Source organism: Stappia sp. 28M-7, from assembly GCF_014252955.1.
GTDB lineage: Bacteria > Pseudomonadota > Alphaproteobacteria > Rhizobiales > Stappiaceae > Stappia.
In genome coordinates, this window is the sequence record NZ_JACMIA010000001.1 from 3388355 (window position 1) to 3414196 (window position 25842).

Here is a 25842-nt window from a genome sequence, read left to right on the forward strand (position 1 = left end):
CGATCGCAAGCCAACTGGGAGGAACTGACAATGCTTAGGAAACTGATGCTCGCCGGCACCGTGCTCGGCATGGCAGCGGCCACGCCGGCGCTGGGCGCCGACATTTCCGCCTGCCTCGTCACCAAGACCGACACCAACCCCTTCTTCGTGAAGATGAAGGAAGGCGCCACCGCCAAGGCGGCCGAGCTCGGCATCGAGCTGAAATCCTATGCCGGCAAGATCGACGGCGATCATGAAAGCCAGGTCGCGGCCATCGAGACCTGCATCGCCGATGGCGCCAAGGGCATTCTCATCACCGCCTCCGACACCAAGGCCATCGTCGACAGCGTCAAGCAGGCCCGCGATGCCGGCATCCTGGTGATCGCGCTCGACACCCCGCTGGAGCCGATCGACGCGGCCGACGCCACCTTCGCCACCGACAATTTCAAGGCCGGTGAGCTGATCGGCCAGTGGGCCCGCGCCACGCTCGGCGATGCGGCGGCCGATGCCAAGATCGCCATGCTCGACCTTGCCGTTAGCCAGCCCTCCGTCGGCGTGCTGCGCGACCAGGGCTTCCTGACCGGCTTCGGCATCGACGTGAAGGATCCGAACCGCTGGGGCGACGAGGACGACCCGCGCATCGTCGGCAACGACGTGACCGCCGGCAACGAGGAAGGCGGCCGCACAGCCATGGAGAACCTGTTGACCAAGGATCCGATGGTCAACGTGGTCTACACGATCAACGAACCCGCCGCCGCCGGCGCCTACGAGGCCCTGAAGGCGGTCGGCCGCGAGAACGATGTGCTGATCGTTTCCGTCGACGGCGGCTGCCCGGGCGTGAAGAACGTCACCGAGGGCGTCATCGGTGCCACCTCGCAGCAGTATCCGCTGCTGATGGCCTCGCTCGGTATCGAGGCGATCAAGGCCTTCGCCGACACCGGCGCCAAGCCGGAGCCGACACCGGGCAAGTCCTTCTTCGACACCGGCGTTGCGCTGGTGACCGACAAGCCGGCGGAGGGCGTTCCCTCCATCGACACCAAGGAAGGCATGGACAAGTGCTGGGGTTAAGCCCCCGATAGCATGGGACGGACGCTCCGCGCGGGAAGGCGAGCCCCTCCCGCGCGGGCCATCCGCCGGCAGCCTCTGCCGGCACGACAGTCCGCAAACCACAGTCCAGGCACCGTTCCGGGGAGGAGACCCAATGAGCGACGCGCAGACATCCGCAAAACACGACTTCGAGAAGGGACTTGCCGGAAGTTCGACAGACGTTGCCGCCTTCGAGCGCCCCGAACGCCCGCTCATCGACCGGATCCAGCACCGGTTGCACGCCCGCCCCGAGTTCGTTCCGCTGATCGTCCTGGTGCTCTCGCTGGCGGTGTTCGGCATCCTGCTCGGTTCGAAGTTCTTCTCGCCCTTCGCCCTGACGCTCATTCTTCAGCAGGTGGCCATCGTCGGTATTGTTGGCTGTGCCCAGTCGCTGGTGATCCTGACCGCCGGCATCGACCTGTCGGTCGGCGCGATCATGGTCCTGTCCTCCGTGGTGATGGGCCAGTTCACCTTCCGCTACGGGCTGCCGCCCGAGATCGCGGTGCTGTGCGGCCTTGCCTGCGGCACCTTCTGCGGCTTCATCAACGGCGCGCTGGTCGCCTGGATGCGCCTGCCGCCCTTCATCGTCACGCTCGGCATGTGGCAGATCGTGCTGGCGGCGAATTTCCTCTACTCGGCCAACGAGACGATCCGCAGCCAGGACATCGAGGCGCAGGCCCCGATCCTCCAGTTCTTCGGCGAGAAGTTCAACATCGGCGGCGCCGTCTTCACCTATGGCGTCATCGCCATGTTCCTGCTGGTCCTGGTACTGAACTACGTGCTGAACCACACGGCCTGGGGACGCCACGTCTATGCCATCGGCGACGATCCGGACGCGGCGGAGCTTGCCGGCGTGCGCGTCGCCCGCATGCGCATCTCGGTCTACACGCTGGCCGGCCTCATCTGCGCCATCGGCGGCTGGGCGATGATCGGCCGTCTCGGCTCCGTCTCGCCGACGACCGGCCAATTCACCAACATCGAATCCATCACCGCCGTGGTGATCGGCGGCATCTCGCTCTTCGGCGGGCGCGGCTCGATCCTCGGCATGCTGTTCGGTGCGCTCATCGTCGGCGTGTTCTCCCTCGGTCTGCGCCTCATCGGCACCGATCCGCAATGGACTTACCTGCTGATCGGCATGCTGATCATCGGCGCCGTCGCCATCGACCAGTGGATCAGAAAGGTTGCAGCATGACCCGCGAACCGATCCTCACCGCCCGCGGCCTCGTCAAGCGCTACGGCCGTGTCGTCGCCCTCGACCGGGCCGACTTCGACCTCTATCCCGGCGAGATCCTCGCCGTGATCGGCGACAACGGTGCCGGCAAATCGACGCTCATCAAGGCGATCTCCGGCGCCGTCGTACCGGACGAGGGCGAGATCCGTCTGGAGGGCAAGCCGGTCAATTTCTCCTCGCCGATGCGGGCACGCGAGGCCGGCATCGAGACCGTCTACCAGAACCTTGCCCTGTCGCCGGCTCTGTCCATCGCCGACAATCTGTTCATGGGTCGCGAGCTGCGCAGCCCCGGATGGATGGGCAAGTACCTGCGCAAGCTCGACCGCAAGGCGATGGAGAAGATCGCCCGCGAGAAACTCTCCGAGCTCGGGCTGATGACCATCCAGAACATCAACCAGGCGGTGGAGACGCTGTCCGGCGGCCAGCGCCAGGGCGTTGCCGTGGCGCGGGCTGCCGCCTTCGGTTCCAAGGTCGTGATCATGGACGAGCCCACCGCCGCCCTCGGCGTCAAGGAAAGCCGCAAGGTCCTCGACCTGATCCGCGACGTGAAGGCGCGCGGCCTGCCCATCGTGCTGATTTCCCACAACATGCCGCATGTGTTCGAGGTTGCCGACCGCATCCATATTCATCGCCTCGGGCGTCGTGCCTGTGTCATAAGGCCGGACGATTTCTCCATGTCCGACGCCGTCGCAATCATGACCGGCGCGATGGAACCGCCGCAGGCAGCGGCGGCCTGAGAGTGCGGAGACGTTTGCCGATGCGACTGCTGCTGATTGCCGCCCTGCTCGCCCTGCCCTTTGCCTTGCCACCTGTGGGAACACGGGCGGCCGAGATCGAGGCTCCCGGACCGGAGGGAGCGCTGCGCGGCACGCTGGCCGGCCCTGTCGGAACGGACGCGCCGGTGGTGCTGATGATCCCCGGCTCCGGCACCAGCGACCGCGACGGCAACCAGCTTCCCCACATCCGGGCCGCAACCCTGCGCCTGCTGGCGGAAGGACTGGGCGCGCGCGGCATCGTCACTGCACGCGTCGACAAGCGCGGCCTCAGCGGCAGCAGCGAGGCCGCAAGCGACCCCGAGGCTGTGACCCTTGCCGACTACGCCGACGATGCCCGCGCGTGGATCAAGGTCCTGCGCGAGAAAACCGGGGTCTCCTGCGTCTGGATCCTCGGCCACAGCGAGGGCGGACTTGTCGCGCTCAAGGCCGCGACCGTCGATGCGGACGGGATCTGCGGGCTGCTGCTCGCGGCAGCGCCCGGCCGCCCGCTTGGCGTGCTGCTGCGCGAGCAATTCCAACAAGGCCTGCCGGAAGACAATCCCCTTCGCCAGCCGACGCTGGATGCGCTCGAGACCATCCTTGTGAAACTGGAGGCAGGGCAGCCGGCCGACGTTTCGGGGGTCAATCCGCAACTGGCAGCGATTTTCCGTCCCTCCGTTCAGCCATTTCTGATCGATCTGCTGGCCCACCATCCGGCGAAAATGATCGCGCAAGTTACGCTTCCCGTGCTGATCCTCCAGGGCACCCGTGACCTGCAGGTCACGATGAACGACGCCGAAGTGCTCGCGGCCGCCTGCCCCGACGCGCGGCTCGTGCGCCTTGAGGGCGTCAACCACATGTTCAAGCCGGCGCCCGCCGAGCGAGAGGGCAACCTCGCCGCCTATGCGGATCCCGACCTTCCGCTTGCAGACGGCGTCGTCGCGGCCGTCGCCGAGACGGTGCTGGATGGCACCGACCCGACATCCCCAAGGAGCCCCGTTCAATGATTCTCGTCTGCGGCGAAGCGCTGTTCGACCTCTTTGCCGAGGACGGCGACGGAGGACAGCTGACCCTCGATGCCCGTATCGGCGGCTCGCCCTTCAACGTCGCCGTGGGTCTTGCCCGGCTTGAGGTTCCGGTCGCGTATTTCGGCGGCCTGTCGCGCGATTTCTTCGGTCGTCGCCTCAAGTCCGCACTGGAAACAGAAGGCGTCGACACCAGCCTCGTCGTCGACAGCGACGCGCTGACCACCCTCAGCGTCGTCGGCCTCGATGCCTCGGGAAGCCCGGCCTATTCGTTCTACGGGGAAGGCGCGGCCGACCGGCTGGTCTCGCCCGACCAACTCCCTGCCCTCCCCGACAGCGTCGACACGATCCATCTCGGCTCGTTCTCGGCTCTGGTATCCCCGATCGGCGAAAGCCTGCTGCAGCTCGTGCGCCGCGAGCATAGCAAACGCCTCATCGCCTACGATCCGAACATCCGCCCGACGGTTGTTGCGGATCTTGCAGCCTGGCGTGGCCGGCTCGACGAGCTCCTGCCCCATGTGGATGTGCTCAAGATCAGCTCCGAGGATGCCGAGACGCTGTTTCCGGGCGCCGAGCCGGCAGAGCTCGCGCGCGGCTGGCTCGCCCGCGGCCCCTCCCTCGTCGTGGTAACGCGCGGCCGCGAGGGGGCAAGCGCGTTCACCGCGACCGCAACCGCAAGCGTCCCCGGACGCACGGTTGCTGTCGTCGACACGGTGGGCGCCGGCGACACGTTCCAGGCGGCGCTGCTGACCCGCCTCGGAGAGATCGCCGCACGCACCCGCAGCGCGATTTCCGCTCTCGGGGAAGACACGCTCGCCGATCTGCTCGACTATGCGGGCAAAGCCTCTGCCATCACCTGTACCCGGCGCGGAGCGGACCTCCCCCGCCGCGCCGAACTTCTCGCCTGACGGCGACACCGCAAGATTGAAAGGACCGCCATGGCCGTGCGCGTCATCGAAGTCGCCCCGTTCGACCTGATTGTCTTCGGAGCTACCGGCGATCTGGCCCACCGGAAGCTCCTGCCCGCCCTTTATCACCGCGATCTCGACGGACAGCTCCCGCTGGATGCACGCATCCTCGCCTGTTCGCGGCGCGACATGTCGGACGCCGAGTATCGCGAGTTCGCCCGCCAGGCGATCAGCGAGCATGTCTCGGACATCGAGGACGAGGCGCTCTCCCGCTTTCTCGACCGCCTGTCCTATGTCGCGGTCGACGCGGCCGGAGAGCGGGGCTGGCCGGAGCTCGCCGCGGCCCTCTCGGGCCGCGAGGACGTCGTGCGCGCCTTTTATCTCGCCGTCTCGCCGGATTTCTTCGGCCAGATCTGCGAGCGCATCGGCACTCACGGCCTGACCACGGAGCTTGCCCGCGTCGTCATCGAGAAGCCCATCGGCAAGGACGGCGATTCCGCGCGCAAGGTGAACGCTGCCATCGGCGCGGTGTTCCGTGAGGACCAGATCTTCCGCATCGACCACTATCTCGGCAAGGAGACGGTGCAGAACCTGATGGCCCTGCGCTTCGCAAACGCGCTGTTCGAGCCGCTCTGGAACGCGGCCCATATCGACCATGTGCAGATCACCGTGGCCGAGGCGCTCGGCGTCGAGGGCCGCGCCGGCTACTACGACACCGCCGGCGCGATGCGCGACATGGTGCAGAACCACATCCTCCAGCTGTTGTGCCTGGTCGCCATGGAGCCGCCCGAGTCGATGGACGCGGATTCGGTGCGCGACGAAAAGCTGAAGGTGCTCAAGGCGCTGAAGCCGATGGACGCCGATCTTGCCTCCCGCGCCACGGTACGCGGCCAGTACCGCGCCGGCGCCTCCGCCGGTGGTGCGGTGCCGGGATATCTGGAAGAGCTCGACAATCCCGCGTCCCAGACCGAGACCTTCGTCGCGGTGAAGGCGGAGATCGCCAACTGGCGCTGGGCGAACGTGCCCTTCTACCTGCGCACCGGCAAGCGTCTTGCCGCCCGCGTTTCGGAAATCGTCGTCCAGTTCCGCCCGATCCCGCACTCGATCTTCGGCGAGGAAGCCGGCGCGATCCCGCCGAACCGGCTGGTGATCCGCCTGCAGCCGGACGAAGGCGTGCGCATGCAGGTGATGATCAAGGACCCCGGCCCCGGCGGCATGCGCCTGCGGCAGGTGCCCCTCGACATGTCCTTCGCCAAGGCCTTCGCCGTGCGCAATCCGGACGCCTACGAGCGGCTGATCATGGACGTGATCCGCGGCAACCAGACCCTGTTCATGCGCCGCGACGAGGTGGAAGCGGCCTGGGCCTGGGTCGATCCGATCCTTCAGGCCTGGTCGACCTTGAAGGAGCCACCGAAGGGCTACACGTCAGGGACATGGGGACCTTCTGCGGCGATCGCCCTGATCGAGCGCGACGGCCGCACCTGGTTCGAGGACCTGATCTAGACCGATCTTGTGTGCCGGGATGCCGCACGTGCATCCCGGTTGAAAGGCAAATTAAATCGATTTAAACGTCGTGCCGGAACAGGCCCTGCCTGCCGGTCCAACAGGATCGCCGGTCGTCCGAAGTGAGCCATCTGGATCACTCCCGCCGGACAGACCGCAACCGAAAGGACGGAAACCGCCATGAGCCTTCATCCCACCATCGCCGCCGTGACCGAGCGCATTGTCAAGCGCAGCCGGACCAGCCGCGGGCAGTATCTGGACCGCATCCGCCTTGCTGCCGAAAACGGCCCGCGCCGCTCGACGCTCTCCTGCGGCAACCTTGCCCACGGCTTTGCGGCCTGCGGGGTCACCGACAAGGAGCGGTTGGCCGGCGACGTGGTGCCGAACCTCGGCATCATCACCGCCTATAACGACATGCTGTCGGCACACCAGCCCTACGAGCGCTTTCCCGGCCTGATCCGCGATGCGGCGCGCGAGGTCGGTGCTGTCGCCCAGGTCGCGGCCGGCGTGCCGGCCATGTGCGATGGCATCACCCAGGGCCAGAGCGGCATGGAGCTGTCGCTGTTTTCCCGCGACGTGATCGCTATGTCGACCGCCATCGGCCTGTCGCACCAGATGTTCGACGCCGCCGTCTTCCTCGGCATCTGCGACAAGATCGTTCCGGGCCTTATGATCGGAGCGCTGTCCTTCGGCCATCTGCCCGCCGTGTTCGTCCCCGCCGGTCCGATGCCCTCGGGCCTGCCCAACGATGAGAAGGCCAAGACCCGCCAGCTCTATGCGGAAGGCAAGATCGGCCGCGCCGAACTGCTGGAGGCCGAGAGCAAGTCCTACCACTCGCCGGGCACCTGCACCTTCTACGGCACCGCCAATTCCAACCAGATGCTGATGGAGATCATGGGCCTGCACCTGCCGGGCGCCAGCTTCGTCCATCCCAACACGCCGCTGCGCGATGCGCTGACCCGCGAGGCGGCAAAGCGCGCGCTGGCACTCACCGCCCTCGGCAATGCCTATACGCCGGTCGGCGAGATGATCGACGAGCGCGCCATCGTCAACGGCGTCGTCGGCCTGCATGCCACCGGCGGCTCCACCAACCACACCCTGCATCTGGTCGCCATCGCCGCCACCGCCGGCATCCGCCTCACCTGGGACGACATTTCGGACCTCTCCGACGTGGTGCCGCTGATCGCCCGCATCTATCCGAACGGGCTTGCGGACGTGAACCACTTCCAGGCAGCCGGCGGCATGGGTTACCTGATCGGCGAACTGCTCGAAGCAGGCCTGCTGCATCGCGACGTGCGCACCGTCAACGGCACCGGGCTCGACGCCTATACGAGCGAGGCGCGCCTCACCGGGGAAGGCGGCGTCGCTTGGGTGCCGGCAACCCGCGAAAGCGGCGATCCGAAGGTCCTGTCGACGGCGAGCGAGCCGTTCCAGAAGAACGGCGGCCTCACGGTCCTTGAGGGCAATCTCGGCCGCGCGGTGATCAAGGTTTCCGCCGTCGCGCCGGAGCGGCAAATCGTGGAGGCTCCGGCCCGCGTCTTCGCCTCGCAGGAAGCCCTGCAGGCCGCCTTCAAGGCCGGCGAGCTCACCTCCGACTTCATCGCCGTCCTGCCTTTCCAGGGTCCGCGCGCCTGCGGGATGCCGGAACTGCACAAGCTGACGCCGGCACTCGGCGTGCTGCAGGATCGCGGCATCAAGGTCGCGCTGGTCACCGACGGGCGTATGTCGGGCGCCTCCGGCAAGGTCCCGGCCGCAATCCATGTCACGCCGGAAGCTGTCGACGGCGGCCCCATCTCCCGCATCCGCGACGGCGACCTCCTGCGCGTCGACGCCCCTGCGGGCCGGCTCGAGGTGCTAGTCGATGCGGCGGAGTTCGCCGCGCGCACGCCCTCGACCGCCGACCTTTCGGCCCACCAGCACGGCGTTGGCCGGGACCTTTTCGCCGCCTTCCGCGCCTTCGCCGGTCCCGCCGACCAGGGCGCCCACGTATTCGGCAACAGCGGCTTTGCCGCGTGATGCCCCTTCACGGAGACTGACCTTATGGCCACAAGCCAGAACACCGAACGCCTCGACCGGATCATGCAGGCAGCCCCGGTCATTCCGGTGCTGATCGTGGAAGACCCCGCCAAGGCTGTGCCGATGGCCCGCGCGCTGGTGCGCGGCGGCCTTCCGGCCATCGAAATCACGCTGCGCACGCCGAAGGCGCTTGAGGCGATCCGCGCCGTCGCCGCCGAGGTGCAAGGCGCCTTCGTCGGGGCAGGCACCGTTCTGGATGCCGCGCAGTATCAGGCCGCCGTGGAGGCCGGCGCCACCTTCGTCGTCTCGCCCGGTGCGACCGACCGGCTGCTGGCGGCCGCATCCGACCACGACGTGCCGCTGCTGCCGGGCAGCTCCACCGCCTCGGAAGTGATGAAGCTGCTGGAGGCCGGCTACTCGCGCCTCAAGCTGTTCCCGGCCGAGGCTGTCGGCGGCGCCAATCTGCTCAAGTCGCTTGCCTCGCCGCTGCCGGCCGCGCGCTTCTGCCCGACCGGCGGCATCACCGAGAAGACCGCCCCCACCTATCTCGGTCTGCCGAATGTCGTGTGCGTCGGCGGCTCATGGATTGCCGGGCCGGATGCGATAGCCGCCGAGGACTGGGACGGCATCGAGGCCCGCGCGCGCCGGGCGGCGCAGCTGTCGGCCTGATCCGCGGCCTCGCACGAGAAAGGGAGCAGGCCTTGGCAGAAAATAATCTTGCCACTGGCCTGTCCTCGCCCTTGAAGGGGATTTTTGCCGTTCCCATCTGCTTCTGGCTGCGGACCCCTTCGTCCGCACTCCATGAGGCATCCATCCATGTCACAGTCGCAGGATACCGCCACCCCGGCGGTTGCAGCCCGGACGAAAGTCCGTCCGGGCCTGACCTTCTTCATTGTCGTCGTCTCCGCAACGCTGCTCTTTGCCGCCGAAATCTGGGCAATGACCCTCGGCTTCCTTTGGGCCTTCATCGGCATCATGTCGCTCAGCTCGGTCAGCGCCATCGTCCTCTCCGCGCTGGTCCTGCCGCTCGCCGCCTTCGCCACCTGGCGCCTGGCCGTCCTCGCCGTTCGCGGCGAGTTGGACTTGCTCCCTGTCTCTTCCGATCGCCAAGTGCGAGGATCGACAACCCGGACCGGGTAAGCGCGTTCCTCCAAGGAACGCTTGCCGGCGGCGCGCGTGTGCCGGCCGGCGAGCCCGGATGCCCTGCCCCGGTTCTCAAGACCTGGGCCTTGCCATGGCTTCGAGGGACGGATGCGTCCAGCGAATGCCCGGATCGGAATTGTCATGCTCCTCGACATCGCCCTTGTGGGCCTCGGTCTCGTCCTGCTGTTCTTCGGCGGCGACCTTCTCGTGCGCGGCGCGGTGGCGCTGGCGGCACGCCTCAGCGTTCCCCCTCTTCTGATCGGCCTGACCATCGTCGGCTTCGGCACCTCCATGCCCGAGCTGCTGGTCTCGCTGAACGCCGCCTTAGCCGGCCTGCCGGATATCGCCGTCGGCAACGTCGTCGGCTCGAATACGGCCAACATCCTGCTCATTCTCGGGCTTGCCGTGCTGGTCGCGCCGCTGCCAACGCGCATTCCCGGCCTCTCGCGGGACCTTGCGGTGATGCTGGCCAGCGCCGGCTTGCTGGCGGTACTTGCCATGGATGGGCGGATCGCCGGCTGGCAGGGCCTGCTGCTCCTGACGCTGCTCGCCGCCTATCTCGTCTACGGCGCCATCCGCGGCCGCTCGCAGGGCGCGGAAGAGCCCGACACCGGTTCCTCGCTGAAGCTCTGGCAGATGCTCGGCTTCCTTGCAGCCGGCCTTGTCGCCCTCGTCTTCGGGGCGGACTTCCTGGTCGATGGGGCAACCAGCCTGGCGCGCGGCGTCGGCGTTTCGGACGCGGTGATCGGCCTGACCATCGTCGCGGTGGGCACCAGCCTGCCGGAGCTCGCCACCTCGGTCGTTGCTGCCATGAAGCGCCAGCCGGAAATCGCCGTCGGCAACGTCGTCGGGTCGAACATTTTCAACATTCTCGGTATCTTGGGCGTGACCGCCGCCATCTCCCCTGTCCCCGTGGCCCCGCAAATGGTGGCCTTCGACATCCCGGTGATGCTTGCGGTCTCCCTTGCCATCGCGGCACTGCTGACAGTCGTGCACCGCGTGCCCCGATGGGCAGGCCTGGCCCTTCTTGCCGTCTATGCCTGGTATTGCGTCGTGCTGTTCGTCTGACGCACTGTCTGGTCCTGGCGGCACCGCCCAACCCATGAGGAGGAGTACAGCCATGACCGGACCTGCGTTCCCGCAAGACCTGAAGCAGAAGGCCGAGGCGTTCCGCGCCGCCGGCCTTCGCCACCTGTTCGCGCAGGACCCGGGCCGGTTCGACAGCCTTTGCTTCCGCTTCGAGGATCTGCTGCTCGATCTGTCGAAGATGCACTGGGACCGCGATACCATCGCGGCCCTGGCCGCCTTCGCCCGCGACCGGGGCATGGAAGCACGCCGCGAGGCGATGTTCGCCGGCGAGGCGATCAACGCCACCGAGGCGCGCGCCGTGCTGCATGTCGCCCTGCGCAACCGGGGCGAAACTCCCGTGCTGGTGGACGGGCGCGACGTCATGCCGAGCGTGCGCGAAACGCTGGCGCGGATGGAGGGCTTTGCCCGTGGGATTCGCGACGGGTCGATCCTCTCCGCCGCCGGACGCCCCTTCACGGACGTGGTCAATATCGGCATAGGCGGCTCGGATCTCGGCCCGGCCATGGTGACGGCCGCCCTGTCGCCCTTCGCCGACGGACCGCGCCTGCATTACGTCTCGAATGTCGACGGCGCCCATATCGCCGACACGCTGCAAGGGCTCGACCCGCGCTCGACGCTGATCATCGTCGCGTCCAAGACCTTCACCACCATCGAGACCATGACCAATGCCCGCACGGCGCGGCAGTGGATCGTCAAGGCCCTGGGCGAAGACGCCGTCGGCGCGCATTTCGCCGCCGTCTCCACCGCGCTGGAAAAGGTCGGTGCCTTCGGCATCGATCCCGCCCGCGTCTTCGGTTTCTGGGACTGGGTCGGCGGGCGCTATTCGGTCTGGTCGGCCATCGGCCTGCCGGTGATGATCGCCGTCGGGCCCGAGGATTTCGCCGCCTTTCTGGAGGGCGCCCATGCGCTCGATCGGCATTTCCTGGAGGCCGAGGCGACACAAAACCTGCCGGTCCTGCTGGGACTTGCCGGGATCTGGCACCGCAACTTCTGCGGCTTTCCCGCCCGCGCCATCCTTCCCTACGACCAGCGCCTTGCGCGTCTGCCCGCCTATCTCCAGCAGCTCGATATGGAATCGAACGGCAAGCGCGTGACGCTAGCCGGCGCACCCGTCGACTGCGCAACCGGGCCGCTCGTCTGGGGCGAGCCGGGCACCAACGGCCAGCACGCCTTCTACCAGCTGCTGCACCAGGGCACGGACGTGATCCCTTGCGAGTTCATCGTCGCGGCAACCGGGCACGAGCCTGAGCTTGCCCATCATCACGCCCTGCTGGTCGCCAACTGCCTCGCGCAGTCGGAAGCCTTGATGAACGGGCGCACGCGCGAGGAAGCCGAGGCACTGCTTGCAAGCGAAGGAAAGTCGGTGGCGGAGGTCGCCCGCCTTGCCCCGCACAAGGTGTTCCCCGGCAACCGGCCCTCGCTAACAATCGTCCACGACCGCTTGACGCCTCGTGCGCTCGGCCGCCTCATCGCCCTTTACGAACATCGCGTGTTCGTGGAAGGCGCGATCTGGAACATCAACTCCTTCGACCAGTGGGGCGTGGAGCTCGGCAAGGTGCTCGCCAACGAGCTGCTGCCCATGCTCGACGGCCGCGAACCGGCCCAAGGCCGCGACAGCTCGACCCTCGGACTGCTCGCCCACCTGCGAAGCCGTTGATATCGGAGCGTTAACCGCCTCTTCGGCAAGAACGTCAAACGATGATCTGCGTCACAGCTTCGCCTTAGCGTGCCGCTAGACTGGGGTCGGTTTTGGTGCTCAGATAGGAGCCAACGCAGGAATGACTCTCCGTCTCCCTGCCGCGGCGCCTGCCGGGAGGCGACATTCGCCGGAACCATGTGGACACGTGAGGAGTTATAGGATGGTCAGGATTGTTCTTGTGGGCGCGGCTGCGCTTCTGCTGGCGGCGTGCCAGTCCGACAGCCAGCGCGACCGTACGCTTGTCGGCGGTGGCCTTGGCGCCGCGACAGGTGCGGTGATCGGTGCGGCGGCGACCGGTGATGTCGGCGGCGCGCTCGTCGGTGGCGTCATCGGCGGTGTGGGCGGTGCCATGGTCGGTTCGGCCACGACACCGAAGAACTGCGTCGCGCGTGATCGCTACGGCCGCCGCTATCGGGTTGCCTGCCCGTAAGGGTCGAAACTCGCCTGCCCGAGAGGGACATGCCTGACCGCCGCAACGGAAGCTCCGGCCAACCGTTGCGGTGGAGCATGCGTTTCGTCGAAGCGCAGATCGGCCAACCAATCGGAGGCGAATTTCATGCATAAACTCGTGATCGTTTCGGCGACCGCCCTGCTTCTTGCCGCTTGTCAGTCCGACAGCCAGTCCGACCGTGCTCTCGTCGGCGGCGGTCTCGGTGCTGCCACCGGCGCAGCCATCGGCGCTGCGACGACCGGCGATGTCGGCGGCGCGCTCGTCGGCGGTGCGATCGGCGCAGCCGGCGGTGCAGTGGTCGGTGCGGCCACCACGCCGAAGAACTGTGTCGAATACGACCGCTACGGCCGCGCCTACCGGGTAGCCTGCCGGTAAGCGAAAGCCATCCTTCGTGAGGCAAAACAGCCGGCCAGGACACCCTGGCCGGCTGTTTTCGTTTGAGCTCAGGAAACCCTGGAGCCGAGATCAGGCGGCGGCGGCCGCCGCCTTGCCCAGCGCCTTGGCCGGCGCGACATAGTCGTAGCCGAGCGCGGTCGCGACCGCCTCGCAGGTCACCTGCCCGGCATGCACGTTGAGGCCGTTCATCAGGTGCGGATTGTCCGCCAGAGCCTTGCGATAGCCGTTGTTGGCCAGCGCCAGGGTGAAGGGCAGCGTCGCGTTGTTGAGCGCATAGGTCGAGGTGCGCGGCACCGCGCCCGGCATGTTGGCAACGCAGTAGTGCACGACATCGTCGACCACATAGGTCGGCTCGGCATGCGTCGTCGCATGCGAGGTCTCGAAACAACCGCCCTGGTCGATGGCGACATCCACCAGCACCGAGCCGGCCTTCATGCGGCGCACGTGGTCCGCCGTGACCAGCTTGGGCGCCGCCGCACCCGGCACCAGCACCGCGCCGATCACCAGATCTGCTTCCAGCACATACTGCTCCACCGCCGAGCGGGTGGAGTAGACCGTGCGCAGCGCAGCGCCGAACCGGGCCGACAGGTTGCCCAGCACATCGATGGAGCGGTCGAGAACCGTCACATCGGCACCGAGGCCCAGCGCCATGGTGATGGCATGAGCACCGACGACACCGCCGCCGATCACCACCACCTTGGCCGGCGCCACGCCCGGTACGCCGCCGAGCAGAACGCCGGCGCCGCCATGGGCGCGCTCCAGCGCGGTCGCGCCGGCCTGCACCGACAGGCGGCCGGCCACCTGCGACATCGGCGACAGCAGCGGCAGGCCGCCGCGCGCATCCGTGACCGTCTCGTAGGCGATGCAGGTCGCGCCCGACCTGACGAGATCGGCCGTCTGCGGGGCATCCGGCGCCAGATGCAGATAGGTGAAGAGCAGATGATCGGGCCGCAGCATCGCCCGCTCGGAAGCCTGCGGCTCCTTGACCTTGACGATCATGGTGGAGGCTTCGAACACCTCGGCCGGAGTGGCGGCGATCGAAGCGCCGGCCGCCTCGTAGACGGAATCGTCCGCGCCGATGCCCTGCCCGGCGCCGGTCTCGACCAGCACCTCATGGCCGTTGGCCACCAGTTCCCGGACGCTGTCCGGGGTCAGGCCGACGCGATACTCGTGGTTCTTGATTTCCTTAGGGACACCGACGCGCATTTCGAACCTCCTCCGTACTCGACCGCCATGCGGTCGGGATAATCGAAGACGTTACGGCAAAACGCGTCGAATTTGCTTGCGTTGTCGCCCTTCCCTTCACAATCTACGCAATATCCAGGCGTAGAAACGACAAGTCATGAAACAATATTCGAAGGAAACCGCGAGACTGGACCGGATCGACCGTCACATCCTGTCCCTGCTGCAGGTGGACGGGCGCATTGCCAATGCCGATCTTGCCGAAGCGGTCGGCCTGTCGGCCTCAGCCTGCCTGCGCCGGGTCCGCATGCTGGAGGACAGCGGCGTCATCGACCGTTACGTCGCCCTGCTGGACCAGGCCCGCATCGGCAGGCGGATGAACATCTTCGTCGAGATTTCCCTGACCTCGCAGTCGAACGACGTGCTGACCCGCTTCGAGCAGGCGGTCGCCCGTTCGCCGGAGATCATGGAGTGCCATCTGATGGCGGGTGACGCCGATTACCTGCTACGCATCACCGCTGCCGATCCCATCGACTTCGAACGCATCCACCGCGATCACCTCGCCCGCCTGCCGGGCGTCTCGCGGATGCGCTCGTCCTTCGCGATCCGCACCATCGCCCGCAGCACCGCCTATCCCCTGCCGGACGAAGACGACCGCTGAGCCGGAACGGTCCCGCATGTGGATTTCCCGAGCGCCCTGTCACTACTGCCTAAAAGGTCGGCAGTCGACTTTATGGAACCCTGTCTAATTTACTGATAGACTGGGTCCGTGTTCCGGAAATTTCGCGAGCTATCGCCTTGGCAGCCCAGCTATGAGAGCAGAAGCGGTTTCTGCAAGCGGATCCGACTTGACGCTGATGATCGTGGACGATGATCCCGATGATCTCTGGATGTTCGGGCACCTGTTCATGCGCGCCTGTCCGGAGCCTGGAGAGCTGTCGCTGATCGCAGCCGCCGACGGTGCCGACGCGCTTGCACAGATCGAGCGGGCCCTTGCCACCGGCGCGCCGCTCCCCGATGCCATTCTTCTCGACATGAACATGCCGGGCCTGACCGGCCTCGATGTTCTGGCCGCCCTGCGGCAGAAGTCCTGCCTCGATGCGACCCCGATCATCATCCTGTCCACGGCAGAAGACGCGGCGACGAGCGAACGTGCCCTGGCCGCCGGCGCCGATGCGGTTTTCACCAAGCCGGACTCCATGGACTGCATCGCCCGCCTTGCCGCCGGCATCTTGCGCACCGTGCTTGCGCGCCGCAATCCCCGGCCCCACTGCAACAAGGCGCGGGCCTGACCCCATTGCCTCCTCATCCGGTTGCACCTGCCCTGCGCAAGGTGCTTGATCGCGTGCGCCTGTCGTCCGACAACGGAGACCCGTTTCCCAGTCTCAGGAGCACCCCATGGCCCATGCGATTTCCCGCCTCAGCGACACCCGCTGCGAGCTTGCCGAAGGCCCGACCTGGGACGAGCGCCTGCAGCGCCTCTACTGGTGCGACATCCTCGGCAAGCGCATCCATGCGCTCGACTGGCAGAGCCGCGAGGAACAGCACTGGGAGATGCCCGATGTCGTCGGCTCTCTCGGGCTGACGGAGGACGAGGACCGGCTGGTCGTCGCCCTGCGCGACCGGGTGGTGCTCTTCACCCTGTCCACCGGCGCCATGGAGCTTCTGGCAGAGATCGAGACGGACGATGCCCGCACCCGCCTCAACGACGGCAAGGTCGGACCGGACGGCGCCTTCTATGTCGGCACCATGGACGACCGCCCCGACCGCCAGCCCATCGGCGCGCTCTACCGGGTGGCCCGCACGGGCGGCGCGACACGCCTTGTCGACGGCGTCACCGTTTCCAACGGCCTTGCCTGGTCGCCCGAGGGAACCGTGCTCTATCATGCGGACAGCCGGCCAGGGCATATCGAGGCTTGGAATTTCGACGCGGCGACCGGCGCGATCTCCGCCCGGCGCCTTTTCGCGCAGCTGACCAACGAGACCGGGCGCCCCGATGGCGGCACGGTGGATGCGGAAGGGCGCTACTGGTCGGCGGGCGTTTCCGCCGGCCTGCTCAACTGCTTTGCACCCGACGGCACGCTTATCGAGGCGATTGCCATGCCGGTACCGCGCCCGACCATGCCCTGTTTCTGCGGCCCCGCGCTGGACGAACTGGTGGTGACGAGCCTGCGCCCGCACAATGCTCCCGACCTGCTCTCCGAATTCCCGGATTCGGGCTGTCTGTTCGTCCTGAAGACCGGGGCAACCGGCCTGCCGGCCTCTCGCTTCCGCCTCTAGCTGGAGCGCGGCGTCAGCCTTCGGTGCCGCGCGCCAGATCCCGCGGCAGGACCGGCAGCGCCTCCTCCGGCGCGTTCTGCCCCCAGGTCGGGCGCAGCGCGTGGTCGACGGCGATCCGCTCGTCGAACACGAAACAGTCGCCCCGCCACAGGCTTTTTTCCTGCGGCACCTTTTCCAGATAGTTCAGGATGCCGCCTTCTAGGTGGTAGACCTCCTCGAAGCCTTCCGAGAGCAGAAACGCGCTCGCCTTCTCGCAGCGGATGCCGCCGGTGCAGAACATCGCCACCTTGCGCGGAGCGCAGGCCTCCTCCCGTTGCTGGCGCAGCCATTCGGGGAAGGCGCGGAACGAGCGGGTATCGGGCGAGCTCGCCCCCTCGAACGTCCCGAAGGCGACCTCGTAGTCGTTGCGCGTGTCGATGACGAGAACGTCCGGGTCGCTGATGAGATCGTTCCAGTCCTGCGGCGCCACATAGGTGCCGACCTCCCGGGTCGGATCGATCCCCTCGACGCCGAGACTGACGATCTCCCGCTTCAGCCGCACCTTGAGGCGGGCGAAGGGAATGCGACCGGCCCAGGAGGCCTTCTCCTCAAGAGCTGCAAGACGAGGGTCGGCCCTCAGCCAGGCGAGCACCTGCGCAATGCCCGCCTCGGGCCCCGCGATGGTTCCGTTGACGCCCTCGCTGGCCAACAGGATCGACCCGCGCACGCACGCCGCTCCGGCAACGTCCAGCAGTGGCTGGCGCAGGGCCTCGTAGTCCGGCAGAGGCGCAAAGTGGTAGAAGGCGGAAATGCGGATGTCGGTCATGGCTGCGTCGGGGCTCGTCGGCGAAGGTCTCGGCCTGCCGAGCCTTCTACACTCGTCGCTTCCTCGCTGGCAACATGCAGGCCCGGCGCTAGAACGGCAGCCTTTCGCCGTCATGGGAGAGGAAGGCGCCGCTGTCCTCGCGCCCTGCGGCATCGATCACCGCGAGCAACCGGCCGGCGGCTTCGTCCGGCGTGCGAACGGTGAGCCCGGCGCGGGCGAAGGGGCGCGACAGTCCCGTATCCACCGTGCCCGGATGCAGCGCCAGCAGCAGCAGCTCCGGCTGCCGGCGGGCAAGCTCGATCGACGCGGTGCGAACGATCTGGTTGAGAGCCGCCTTCGACGCGCGGTAGCTGATCCATCCGCCGAGCCGGTTGTCGCCAATGCTGCCGACCTTCGCCGAAAGCGTTGCGAACACGCTCTTGCCCTCGCGCGGAAACAGCGGCGCGAAATGCTTGATCATCAGCGCCGGGCCGATGGCGTTGATGCGAAACGCGCGCTCCATCGCGGCCGGGTCGATCTGGCGCAGCGCCTTTTCCGGCTGCATCCGCGCGTCGCTCAAAAGGCCGGTGGCATCGATGAACAGCCGCAGCTCTCCGGCCGCAGAGATCCGAGCGGCCGCAGCGGCAATGCTCTCCTCGTCCTCAAGATCGAAGCCTGGGGCCAGGCTGCGTGCCAGCCCCTCCACCTGGTCGAAGCGGCCGCACGCCTCGATCCGCTGCAACAGGGCCGAACCGATGCCGCCAGTCGCGCCGGCAACCACCGCAAGCCCGCCCTGGGTGAAACTGGTGAGATCGGTTGTCATGCCGAAACATACGCGCAGGCATCGCCGACGGTTTTGTCGAAACCCGAGCAGTTAACGAAACGTTAGCCTGGCAGGAAGGGCTTGTTCACAGGCAGGTTGGCAAGCGGCGCCCCTCCATGCCACAGTCTGGCCCGTCGCCGGCTGGACCGGCGCAACGCGAAGTCCGGCAAGACGAAACGACGCCACCGTCCAGCAGGGAACCCCCAAGATGCCTCGACGTTTCTTCGTCCTCGACGTCTTCACCAACCAGGCGCTTGCCGGCAATCCGCTGGCCGTCGTGCTGGATGCGGAAGGCCTGTCGGACGCGCGCATGCAGGCGATAGCGCGCGAGTTCAATCTGTCGGAGACCGTCTTCGTCCTTCCGCCGGAAAATCCCGCCCATTCGGCGCGCCTGCGCATCTTCACCCCTGCCCGCGAGCTGCCCTTCGCCGGGCACCCGACGGTCGGCACCGCCATCCTGCTGGCCAAGGAGCGGTTCGGCGACATGGATTCCGACGCCGACCGCAATGCCATGGTCGTGCTGGAGGAGACGGTCGGCAACGTGCGCTGCGGTGTGGTCCTGAAAAACGGGGCGGCCGGCTTTGCCGAGTTCGACATTCCCCGCCTACCCCGCCCCTGCGACCCGCTGGGCGACAGGGAGATCATCGCCGCCGCCGTCGGCCTGGAGCCCAACGAGATCGGCTTCGAGAACCACCGCCCCTGCGCCTTCGAGGCGGGCGTGCCCTTCGCCTTCGTGCCCGTGGCCACTCTCGATGCCCTGTCGCGCGTGTCTCCCGTGCATCGTCACTGGGAGGAAGCCTTCGGCCGCCGCGGCGAGATGGGCGCCTATCTCTATTGCCGGCAGACCAATTCCCAGGACAGCACCTTCGCCGCCCGCATGTTCGCCCCGCATATGGGCATCGGCGAGGATCCCGCCACGGGCGCGGCCGCGGCCGCGTTTTCCGGCGTCATCCGGCATTTCGACAAGCTGACCGACGGAACCCATTACCTGCGCATCGAGCAGGGCTTCGACATGGGCCGCCCCTCGCTCATCGATCTGGAAATCGACATCACGGCCGGCGCGCTGAAGGCCGTGCGCATCGGCGGCCAGGCCGTCATCGTCTCGCAGGGCGAGCTGTTTCTCTGACACGCTGTCCCGGCGGCGCGCCCGGCGCTCTCGCTCAAGGTGCCGCCGCGGCGCCCAAATGAGGAACGGGCCGCGGCACGCCGCAGCCCGTTCCCGGTTCACCCGACCGCACGTTTACTGCGCCGTGCCCGGGGGATTGGCCGGATCGACCACGGCCGGCTGGCCCGCTCCCATCTCCTTCTGGGCGCGGATCGCGTCCTCCTCCTGGCGCTTCTGTACCAGGGTGACGAAGTCGGGCGCCGTCTCCAGGTCCTCTGCCGTAGCGGCAAGGATCAGCTGATGCTCGCCGGGCGTCACCGTCACGTGCTGCACCGCCTCATAGGGCACGGCCACCTGCCGCGCGCCCATGCCCAGGAAGCCACCGGCCTCGATCACCACCGAGACGACCCGGCCGTCCGGCCCGATCTCGAGCGCGGCAACCTTGCCGAGGGTCTCGCCTTCCGGATTGGTGACGCCGAGGCCGATCAGGCTGCTGGTCAGCCAGTTGCCGTCCTGCTGTTCGCCGATGAAGCTGGCGGTTGCTGCGGCATCGCCGGGCATGGCGGCCGGAGCCTCGGCCCGCGGCATCCCGGTGTCCGGCGTCTTGGTGTCCGGCGCCTCGTCGGCCGGCATCGCCGCGCCCGGAAGCGTTTCCTCCACCAAAGGCTCGTCGACCTGCGGCTCCGTCGCCGACTGGGCCCAGACCGGCCCCATCGACAGGATTGCAAGCGTTGCGGTCGTCGCAAGAAGCGTCTTCATCATCGACTCCCTTGTCGCGTCTCTCGCCCGCAACACCGGGATGGCGCCGGGGCTGGACAGTCGGATTAATTTGGGAATCGATCGTGATCTTTTTCCGGCCCTTCGCTTTTCGGGCAAGATCCATGAAAACAATAATTTAATATTTTTGAAAAACAGCCCCATACAACAGGATCCTGGCAAGAGGATGGCTGTTTTCACCGAGCGGGAGGACCGTAAAGCCACTGCACGCCGGAAATGTCCGCCGCCTGAAGACCTTGGAAAATTTCACTATACTTGAAATGCATGATCGACAGGCCCTTCAGGTGATGATCAAGGCCGATCGCATGGCCGATCTCATGCGCGAAGGTGTAGCGCAGATCATACGCGGCAAGGTTTCCGTCGAAACCGATCTTCCAGTCATGCCCCGGGTTGAGGCAGATGGCCGAGCGGGTGATCGGCGCGATCCGCGCGGCGACCGGCGCCGTCCGCACGCCCTTTCCCGTTCCTGCGACAGGCAGGTTCAGCCCTCGCCCGTCGGAGCCGCCGGCCTCCATCAGGCCGGGCGCATCCTCATGGGCAAAATCCACGTTGGTGAAGGCAAAGCCACGGGGCATCGTCTGGGCGCCGAGCAGAATATCCGCGCTGTCTCCGTCCGCGGCCTCCTCGAAGACCAGACCGCTCACTTCGCTCCACATGCGAAACGCGGCGACTGCTTCCGCACGGACCGCCTCGCTCGTTTCGCCGGAGGCTTCCGCCAGATGATCGAGGCTCTGCATCTCCCGGCAGTTGCGCGCATCGGGACGGCTGACCGGCCCGCTGGCGAAGGCATAGGTCACCCGTGCCGGCGTGCCCACGCGCGGCTCGCCCCACTTGAGGATCGATCCCTCGAGCCGAAGCGGCGTGAACAGGCGTGCCAGCGGCAGACGTGCCTTGGTGCGAGCCGGCGGCTGCAGCGTCCTTGCACCGACGGCTGGGGCCTGGGGGCCGGCGGCCAGGACAACCGAAGCCGGCAATGCCAAAGCGGCTGCAAACACCAGCGCACGAAGGGAGGAGATCGTCGCGCGGGTCAAAGCGAGCCGGGCCCGTAAACCGGAGTTCCACCGAAGATCATGCAGCGGGTCCTCGCTGTCGCTGGCCGGCTATGCGCCGGGCATCATCCAGTGCCGGATGTCGGGACCCTCACTCTGCAGGCCGCGGGCCTGACGCAAACACCCTTGCGCCGAACCCCGCTTTTTTCCCGAAGCACCCCGGAACACCCTAGTTAGGATTACCAGCCTGCTTCGGATTCCCCTGCGTCGGCAAGGGGTGCAAGCTTCCCGTGAGGGATCGTCCGTCTGGCGTGTCTTTTCTGCAACGCCGGCCGGGCTGTCGGGATCGCCGGGTTCTGCGCCGGATTTCCCCTTGACGCGATCCGGCATCCGCGCGAGTGTGCCCGCCGAACCGTACCGTACGGTACCAGAAATTTCCCACGCGCGGAACCCGGCCCTTCGGCGTCGCTTCGCCCGTCTCTCCAGCTCGCAGAACCTTGCCCCCGATGCCGCCCGTCCCCGACAGCGATTTCACGCCGCGCCAGAACGAGGTCCTCGCCTCGGCCCTGCGTCTTGTCGTCGATGGCGGCGAGAAGGCGCTGACCACCTCGGCGGTGGCGCGTGCGGCGAACTGCTCGAAGGAAAGCCTCTATCGCTGGTTCGGCGACCGCGACGGTTTGCTGGCGGCCATCGTCGCGCACCAGGCCGCCAAGGTGCGGGTGCCGAGCGAGAGCGCGGGCGCCCTCGACCTTGCCGAATTCCGCGGCCGCCTTGCGACCTTCGCCGAGGATCTGCTGACGGTGCTGGCCGGCGACACCTCGCTGGCGCTCAACCGGATCGCCATCGCCCATGCCAGCCGGCACGGCGCCCCGCTCGGCCGCCTGCTGCTGGAGCGCGGCCGCGAGCGCATCGCCACTCGCGCCCGCACCCTGCTGGAGGCGGGCCGCGACCAGGGGCACATCGACTTCCAGGACGCGACGGAGGCCTACCGCACGCTTTACGGCCTCATCGTGCGCGATGCCCATGGCCGCTGGCTGCTCGGCCAGCCTCCGCTCGGCGAGGATGCCGACTTCGCCGGTCAAGCGCGCCGCGCCGTCGACCAGTTCATCACCCTTCATCCGCCGCTTCCGCGCGACAGCGCACGGTCGGGACGGAGCTGACCCCGGCCGGGAAAGGTTCCCGGTCCAACCCAAAACGCCAAACGGGAGATACCAGATGCGCGTTTATTATGATCGCGATGCCGACCTCAACCTCATCAAGTCCAAGAAGGTCGCCGTCATCGGCTATGGCAGCCAGGGCCGCGCCCATGCGCTGAACCTCAAGGATTCCGGCGTCAAGGACATCGTCGTGGCCCTGCGCCCCGGCTCCACCACCGCCAAGAAGGTCGAGGCCGACGGCCTCAAGGTCATGAGCGTCGCCGAGGCGGCCGGCTGGGCCGACCTGATGATGATGGCCACCCCGGACGAGCTCCAGGCCGACATCTACCGCGACCACATCGCCGACAACATCCGTGACGGCGCCGCCATTGCCTTCGCGCACGGCCTGAACGTCCATTTCGGCCTGATCGAGGCCAAGTCGACCGTCGACGTCCTCATGGTCGCTCCGAAGGGCCCGGGCCACACCGTCCGCGGCGAGTACGAGAAGGGCGGCGGCGTGCCGTGCCTCGTCGCCGTTCATCAGGACGCTTCGGGCAACGCCCTGGACCTCGGCCTGGCCTATGCCTGCGGCGTCGGCGGCGGCCGTTCGGGCATCATCGAGACCACCTTCAAGGAAGAGTGCGAGACCGACCTGTTCGGCGAGCAGGCAGTCCTGTGCGGCGGTCTGGTCGAGCTGATCCGCGCCGGCTTCGAGACGCTGGTTGAGGCCGGCTACGCTCCGGAGATGGCCTATTTCGAGTGCCTCCACGAGGTGAAGCTCATCGTCGACCTCATCTACGAGGGTGGCATCGCCAACATGAACTACTCCATCTCGAACACCGCCGAGTGGGGTGAGTACATGTCCGGTCCGCGCGTCGTGACCTCGGAGACCAAGGCCGAGATGAAGCGCATCCTGACCGACATCCAGACCGGCAAGTTCACCTCGGAGTGGATGCAGGAATGCAAGGGCGGCCAGGCCCGCTTCAAGGCGACCCGTCGCCTCAACGATTCCCACCAGATCGAGGAAGTCGGCGAGAAGCTGCGCGGCATGATGCCGTGGATCAAGAAGGGCGCCCTGGTCGACAAGGAGCGCAACTGATCCCATACGCTTCCGGCCCCGCCGGAGCGAAACGGAGACGGCCCGCACCCGCGGGCCGTTTTCATTTGCGGGCGACGGCGCTACTAGAGGCGTCGACAACACCCGCCAGGAGCCAGAGATGACCGCATCCGCAAGACCCGAGATCGTGCTGATCGCCGCCGTCGGCGAGAACGACGTCATCGGCTCGGATGGCGACATGCCCTGGAAACTCTCCACCGACCTGAAGCGGTTCAAGCGCCTGACGCTCGGCCATCCGGTCGTGATGGGCCGCAAGACCTTCGAGTCCATCGGCCGCCCGCTGCCCGGTCGCCGCAACATCGTCGTCACCCGCGATGCGGGCTGGGCACATGAGGGCGTCGCGCGCGCCGGCTCGCTCGACGAAGCCTTTGCGCTTGCCGGCGAGACCGCGGGCGACGCGGTGATGGTCATCGGTGGCGGCACGATCTACTCGGCTGCCCTGCCCATGGCCGACCGGCTGGAGATCACCCGCGTGCATGCCGCGCCCGCCGGCGACACGCTGTTCCCGAAGATCGACCCGCAGCTCTGGCAGGAAGTGGCGCGCGAGACGCCGCCGCGCGGCGAGAAGGACACGGCCGACGTCACCTTCCTGACCTTTCGCCGCTGTACACAGGCGCCGTCGCGCTGAGACGCCTGTTTGTCGCCTCGGGCCTTTCGCCCGCCGGCCCAATTTCCTAGGATCGCTCTCCAAAGCGGAGCGGAAGCGTTTTCCTATCCTACCTCGTCCCATAGCTGGAGGTTTCCCATGGACGTACGTGCTGCAGTCGCCTTCAAGGCCGGCCAGCCGCTGTCGATCGAAACGGTGCAGGTCGAAGGCCCGCGCGCCTTCGAGGTGCTGGTCGAGATCAAGGCGACCGGCGTGTGCCACACCGATGCTTTCACCCTGTCGGGCGACGATCCGGAAGGCCTGTTCCCGGCCATTCTCGGTCATGAGGGCGCCGGCGTCGTCGTCGAGGTCGGCAAGGGCGTGACCTCGCTGAAGCCGGGCGACCACGTCATTCCGCTCTACACGCCCGAGTGCCGCGAGTGCGAGTACTGCCTCAACCCGAAGACCAACCTGTGCCAAAAGATCCGCTCCACGCAGGGCGCGGGCGTGATGCCGGACGGCTCCTCGCGCTTCTCCATCGGCGGCGAGAAGATCTTCCACTACATGGGCACCTCGACCTTCGCCAACTACACGGTGCTGCCTGAGATCGCGCTCGCCAAGGTCCGTCCCGACGCGCCTTTCGACAAGATCTGCTACATCGGCTGCGGCGTCACCACCGGCATCGGTGCGGTCATCAACACCGCCAAGGTCGAGCCGGGCTCCAATGTCGTGGTCTTCGGCCTCGGCGGCATCGGCCTGAACGTCATCCAGGGTGCCCGCCTCGTCGGCGCCAACATGATCGTCGGCGTCGACATCAACCCCGACAAGAAGGCCATGGCCGAGCGCTACGGCATGACCCACTTCGTCAACCCGCTGGAAGTCGAGGGCGACCTCGTTCCCTATCTCGTCGACCTCACCAAGGGCGGCGCGGATTATTCCTTCGAGTGCATCGGCCGCACCGACACCATGCGCCAGGCGCTGGAATGCGCCCACAAGGGCTGGGGCGAGTCGATCATCATCGGCGTCGCCGGTGCCGGACAGGAGATCTCCACCCGTCCGTTCCAGCTGGTCACCGGCCGTTCCTGGCGCGGCTCGGCCTTCGGCGGCGCGCGCGGCCGGACCGACGTGCCGAAGATCGTCGACTGGTACATGGACGGCAAGATCGAGATCGACAGCATGATCACGCACACCATGCCGCTCGAGGAGATCAACAAGGCCTTCGACCTGATGCACGACGGCAAGTCGATCCGTTCCGTCGTGACGTTCTGATCAAGGCGGGCCGGAGGCACCGCCCCCGGCCCGCACCGCGCCCCGCTTGCGGGGCAAGCCGCACCTGCGGCGCAAGCAGCACGAACCGGGGGGACCGATGAGCGAGACCGAGAACATGTGGGCGGAGCCGCGCGACGGCGACACCATCGGCGGGCGCATTCGCCGCGCACGCGAGGCGGCGAATTTCTCCTCCGCCCAGCTCGCCCGGCGCCTCGGCGTCAAGACCGCGACCGTCAACGCCTGGGAGACCGGCCGGTCGGAGCCCCGCGCCAACCGGCTGACCATGCTGGCCGGCTTTCTCGGCGTCAGTCCCACCTGGCTGCTCTACGGCCTCGGCGATGCGCCGGCCGAGACCCCGCTGGCGAGCGAAATGGCGCTGATCGCTTCGAGCCTCAAGCTGCTTCGCGAGACGCACGAGCGCACCGGCGAGGCACTGGACCGCCTGGAGGCACAGGTCGAGCAGATCGGCCGTCTCGTCGGCAAGGACGCGCCGGGTCCCGGCGCGTGAGCGCA

At 67.3% G+C, this 25842-nt stretch carries 27 protein-coding genes; 22 read left to right on the plus strand and 5 right to left on the minus strand.

The features are described from left to right. Nucleotides 1-30: 30 nt before the first annotated feature. From H7H34_RS15185 to H7H34_RS15245, 13 genes are all read left to right on the plus strand, one after another. Entirely contained in the window at nucleotides 31-1047 is a 1017-nt protein-coding gene (locus H7H34_RS15185) for a sugar ABC transporter substrate-binding protein (protein ID WP_120267206.1), read from the plus strand. 133 nt (nucleotides 1048-1180) lie between these two features. Next, complete coding sequence (locus H7H34_RS15190; protein WP_097173596.1) at nucleotides 1181-2257, plus strand: ABC transporter permease; 1077 nt, start codon at nucleotides 1181-1183, stop codon at nucleotides 2255-2257. Next, on the plus strand, nucleotides 2254-3033 hold the full coding sequence (locus H7H34_RS15195) for an ATP-binding cassette domain-containing protein (protein ID WP_120267205.1): 780 nt from the start codon (nucleotides 2254-2256) through the stop codon (nucleotides 3031-3033). Before H7H34_RS15190 ends, H7H34_RS15195 begins: the two co-directional genes overlap by 4 nt. A gap of 20 nt (nucleotides 3034-3053) precedes the next feature. After that, nucleotides 3054-4058, plus strand: a complete 1005-nt coding sequence (locus H7H34_RS15200; RefSeq protein ID WP_185925672.1) for an alpha/beta hydrolase — start codon at nucleotides 3054-3056, stop codon at nucleotides 4056-4058. Further along, nucleotides 4055-4984: a carbohydrate kinase family protein gene (locus tag H7H34_RS15205; protein ID WP_185925673.1), complete on the plus strand. Its 930-nt coding sequence runs from the start codon at nucleotides 4055-4057 to the stop codon at nucleotides 4982-4984. The genes H7H34_RS15200 and H7H34_RS15205 overlap by 4 nt, the downstream gene beginning before the upstream one ends. A 30-nt stretch (nucleotides 4985-5014) precedes the next feature. Then, nucleotides 5015-6487, plus strand: a complete 1473-nt coding sequence (gene zwf, locus H7H34_RS15210) for a glucose-6-phosphate dehydrogenase (protein ID WP_185925674.1) — start codon at nucleotides 5015-5017, stop codon at nucleotides 6485-6487. A 180-nt stretch (nucleotides 6488-6667) separates the two neighbouring features. Then, complete coding sequence (gene edd, locus H7H34_RS15215; RefSeq protein WP_185925675.1) at nucleotides 6668-8503, plus strand: phosphogluconate dehydratase; 1836 nt, start codon at nucleotides 6668-6670, stop codon at nucleotides 8501-8503. A gap of 24 nt (nucleotides 8504-8527) precedes the next feature. Further along, nucleotides 8528-9172, plus strand: a complete 645-nt coding sequence (eda, locus tag H7H34_RS15220) for a bifunctional 4-hydroxy-2-oxoglutarate aldolase/2-dehydro-3-deoxy-phosphogluconate aldolase (RefSeq protein WP_185925676.1) — start codon at nucleotides 8528-8530, stop codon at nucleotides 9170-9172. Between the two features lie 147 nt (nucleotides 9173-9319). Next, nucleotides 9320-9643 (plus strand): hypothetical protein, encoded by a 324-nt coding sequence (locus H7H34_RS15225; RefSeq protein WP_120267199.1) that lies wholly within the window; start codon nucleotides 9320-9322, stop codon nucleotides 9641-9643. A 144-nt stretch (nucleotides 9644-9787) separates the two neighbouring features. Continuing rightward, the gene (locus H7H34_RS15230) at nucleotides 9788-10714 is read left to right on the plus strand and encodes a calcium/sodium antiporter (protein WP_185925677.1); all 927 of its coding nucleotides are present in this window, start codon (nucleotides 9788-9790) and stop codon (nucleotides 10712-10714) included. Nucleotides 10715-10766: 52 nt separating this feature from the next. After that, entirely contained in the window at nucleotides 10767-12392 is a 1626-nt protein-coding gene (gene pgi / locus H7H34_RS15235; protein WP_185925678.1) for a glucose-6-phosphate isomerase, read from the plus strand. A 202-nt stretch (nucleotides 12393-12594) separates the two neighbouring features. Beyond that, nucleotides 12595-12864: a glycine zipper domain-containing protein gene (locus tag H7H34_RS15240; protein ID WP_120267196.1), complete on the plus strand. Its 270-nt coding sequence runs from the start codon at nucleotides 12595-12597 to the stop codon at nucleotides 12862-12864. 126 nt (nucleotides 12865-12990) lie between these two features. Next, on the plus strand, nucleotides 12991-13260 hold the full coding sequence (locus H7H34_RS15245; protein ID WP_120267195.1) for a glycine zipper domain-containing protein: 270 nt from the start codon (nucleotides 12991-12993) through the stop codon (nucleotides 13258-13260). Nucleotides 13261-13350: 90 nt separating this feature from the next. Here H7H34_RS15245 and ald read toward each other — a convergent pair whose 3' ends face one another. Further along, on the minus strand, nucleotides 13351-14487 hold the full coding sequence (gene ald, locus H7H34_RS15250) for an alanine dehydrogenase (RefSeq protein WP_120267194.1): 1137 nt from the start codon (nucleotides 14485-14487) through the stop codon (nucleotides 13351-13353). Between the two features lie 136 nt (nucleotides 14488-14623). Between ald and H7H34_RS15255 the strand changes: the two genes are divergently transcribed. From H7H34_RS15255 to H7H34_RS15265, 3 genes are all read left to right on the plus strand, one after another. Continuing rightward, a complete protein-coding gene (locus H7H34_RS15255) occupies nucleotides 14624-15124 on the plus strand; it encodes an Lrp/AsnC family transcriptional regulator (protein WP_120267193.1) in 501 nt (166 codons plus the stop codon). Between the two features lie 196 nt (nucleotides 15125-15320). After that, nucleotides 15321-15755: a response regulator gene (locus H7H34_RS15260; RefSeq protein ID WP_245165438.1), complete on the plus strand. Its 435-nt coding sequence runs from the start codon at nucleotides 15321-15323 to the stop codon at nucleotides 15753-15755. 106 nt (nucleotides 15756-15861) lie between these two features. After that, a complete protein-coding gene (locus H7H34_RS15265; protein WP_185925680.1) occupies nucleotides 15862-16743 on the plus strand; it encodes an SMP-30/gluconolactonase/LRE family protein in 882 nt (293 codons plus the stop codon). 13 nt (nucleotides 16744-16756) lie between these two features. On the opposite strand, the gene trhO is transcribed toward H7H34_RS15265, so the two are convergent. Both trhO and H7H34_RS15275 read right to left on the minus strand, forming a co-directional pair. Continuing rightward, a complete protein-coding gene (trhO, locus tag H7H34_RS15270; protein WP_185925681.1) occupies nucleotides 16757-17548 on the minus strand; it encodes an oxygen-dependent tRNA uridine(34) hydroxylase TrhO in 792 nt (263 codons plus the stop codon). Between the two features lie 88 nt (nucleotides 17549-17636). Further along, nucleotides 17637-18350, minus strand: coding sequence for an SDR family NAD(P)-dependent oxidoreductase (locus H7H34_RS15275; protein ID WP_185925682.1), 714 nt, complete (start codon nucleotides 18348-18350; stop codon nucleotides 17637-17639). Between the two features lie 208 nt (nucleotides 18351-18558). Between H7H34_RS15275 and H7H34_RS15280 the strand changes: the two genes are divergently transcribed. Continuing rightward, entirely contained in the window at nucleotides 18559-19476 is a 918-nt protein-coding gene (locus H7H34_RS15280; RefSeq protein ID WP_120267189.1) for a PhzF family phenazine biosynthesis protein, read from the plus strand. A gap of 114 nt (nucleotides 19477-19590) precedes the next feature. Here the strand turns inward: H7H34_RS15280 and H7H34_RS15285 are convergent, their stop codons facing one another. Continuing rightward, the gene (locus tag H7H34_RS15285) at nucleotides 19591-20214 is read right to left on the minus strand and encodes a PRC-barrel domain-containing protein (RefSeq protein ID WP_185925683.1); all 624 of its coding nucleotides are present in this window, start codon (nucleotides 20212-20214) and stop codon (nucleotides 19591-19593) included. 194 nt (nucleotides 20215-20408) lie between these two features. Beyond that, complete coding sequence (locus H7H34_RS15290) at nucleotides 20409-21206, minus strand: matrixin family metalloprotease (RefSeq protein ID WP_185925684.1); 798 nt, start codon at nucleotides 21204-21206, stop codon at nucleotides 20409-20411. Between the two features lie 521 nt (nucleotides 21207-21727). Between H7H34_RS15290 and H7H34_RS15295 the strand changes: the two genes are divergently transcribed. The 5 genes from H7H34_RS15295 (at nucleotide 21728) to H7H34_RS15315 (ending at nucleotide 25837) form a co-directional block, all read left to right on the plus strand. Then, nucleotides 21728-22381, plus strand: a complete 654-nt coding sequence (locus H7H34_RS15295; RefSeq protein ID WP_185925685.1) for a TetR/AcrR family transcriptional regulator — start codon at nucleotides 21728-21730, stop codon at nucleotides 22379-22381. Between the two features lie 55 nt (nucleotides 22382-22436). Then, a complete protein-coding gene (ilvC, locus tag H7H34_RS15300; protein WP_120267185.1) occupies nucleotides 22437-23456 on the plus strand; it encodes a ketol-acid reductoisomerase in 1020 nt (339 codons plus the stop codon). A 118-nt stretch (nucleotides 23457-23574) separates the two neighbouring features. After that, complete coding sequence (locus H7H34_RS15305) at nucleotides 23575-24102, plus strand: dihydrofolate reductase (protein ID WP_185925686.1); 528 nt, start codon at nucleotides 23575-23577, stop codon at nucleotides 24100-24102. Nucleotides 24103-24219: 117 nt separating this feature from the next. Further along, the gene (locus H7H34_RS15310; protein ID WP_120267183.1) at nucleotides 24220-25329 is read left to right on the plus strand and encodes an S-(hydroxymethyl)glutathione dehydrogenase/class III alcohol dehydrogenase; all 1110 of its coding nucleotides are present in this window, start codon (nucleotides 24220-24222) and stop codon (nucleotides 25327-25329) included. A 97-nt stretch (nucleotides 25330-25426) separates the two neighbouring features. Continuing rightward, nucleotides 25427-25837 carry a helix-turn-helix domain-containing protein gene (locus H7H34_RS15315; RefSeq protein WP_120267182.1) on the plus strand — a complete coding sequence of 137 codons (411 nt, stop codon included), beginning with the start codon at nucleotides 25427-25429 and terminating at the stop codon, nucleotides 25835-25837. Nucleotides 25838-25842: the final 5 nt, after the last annotated feature.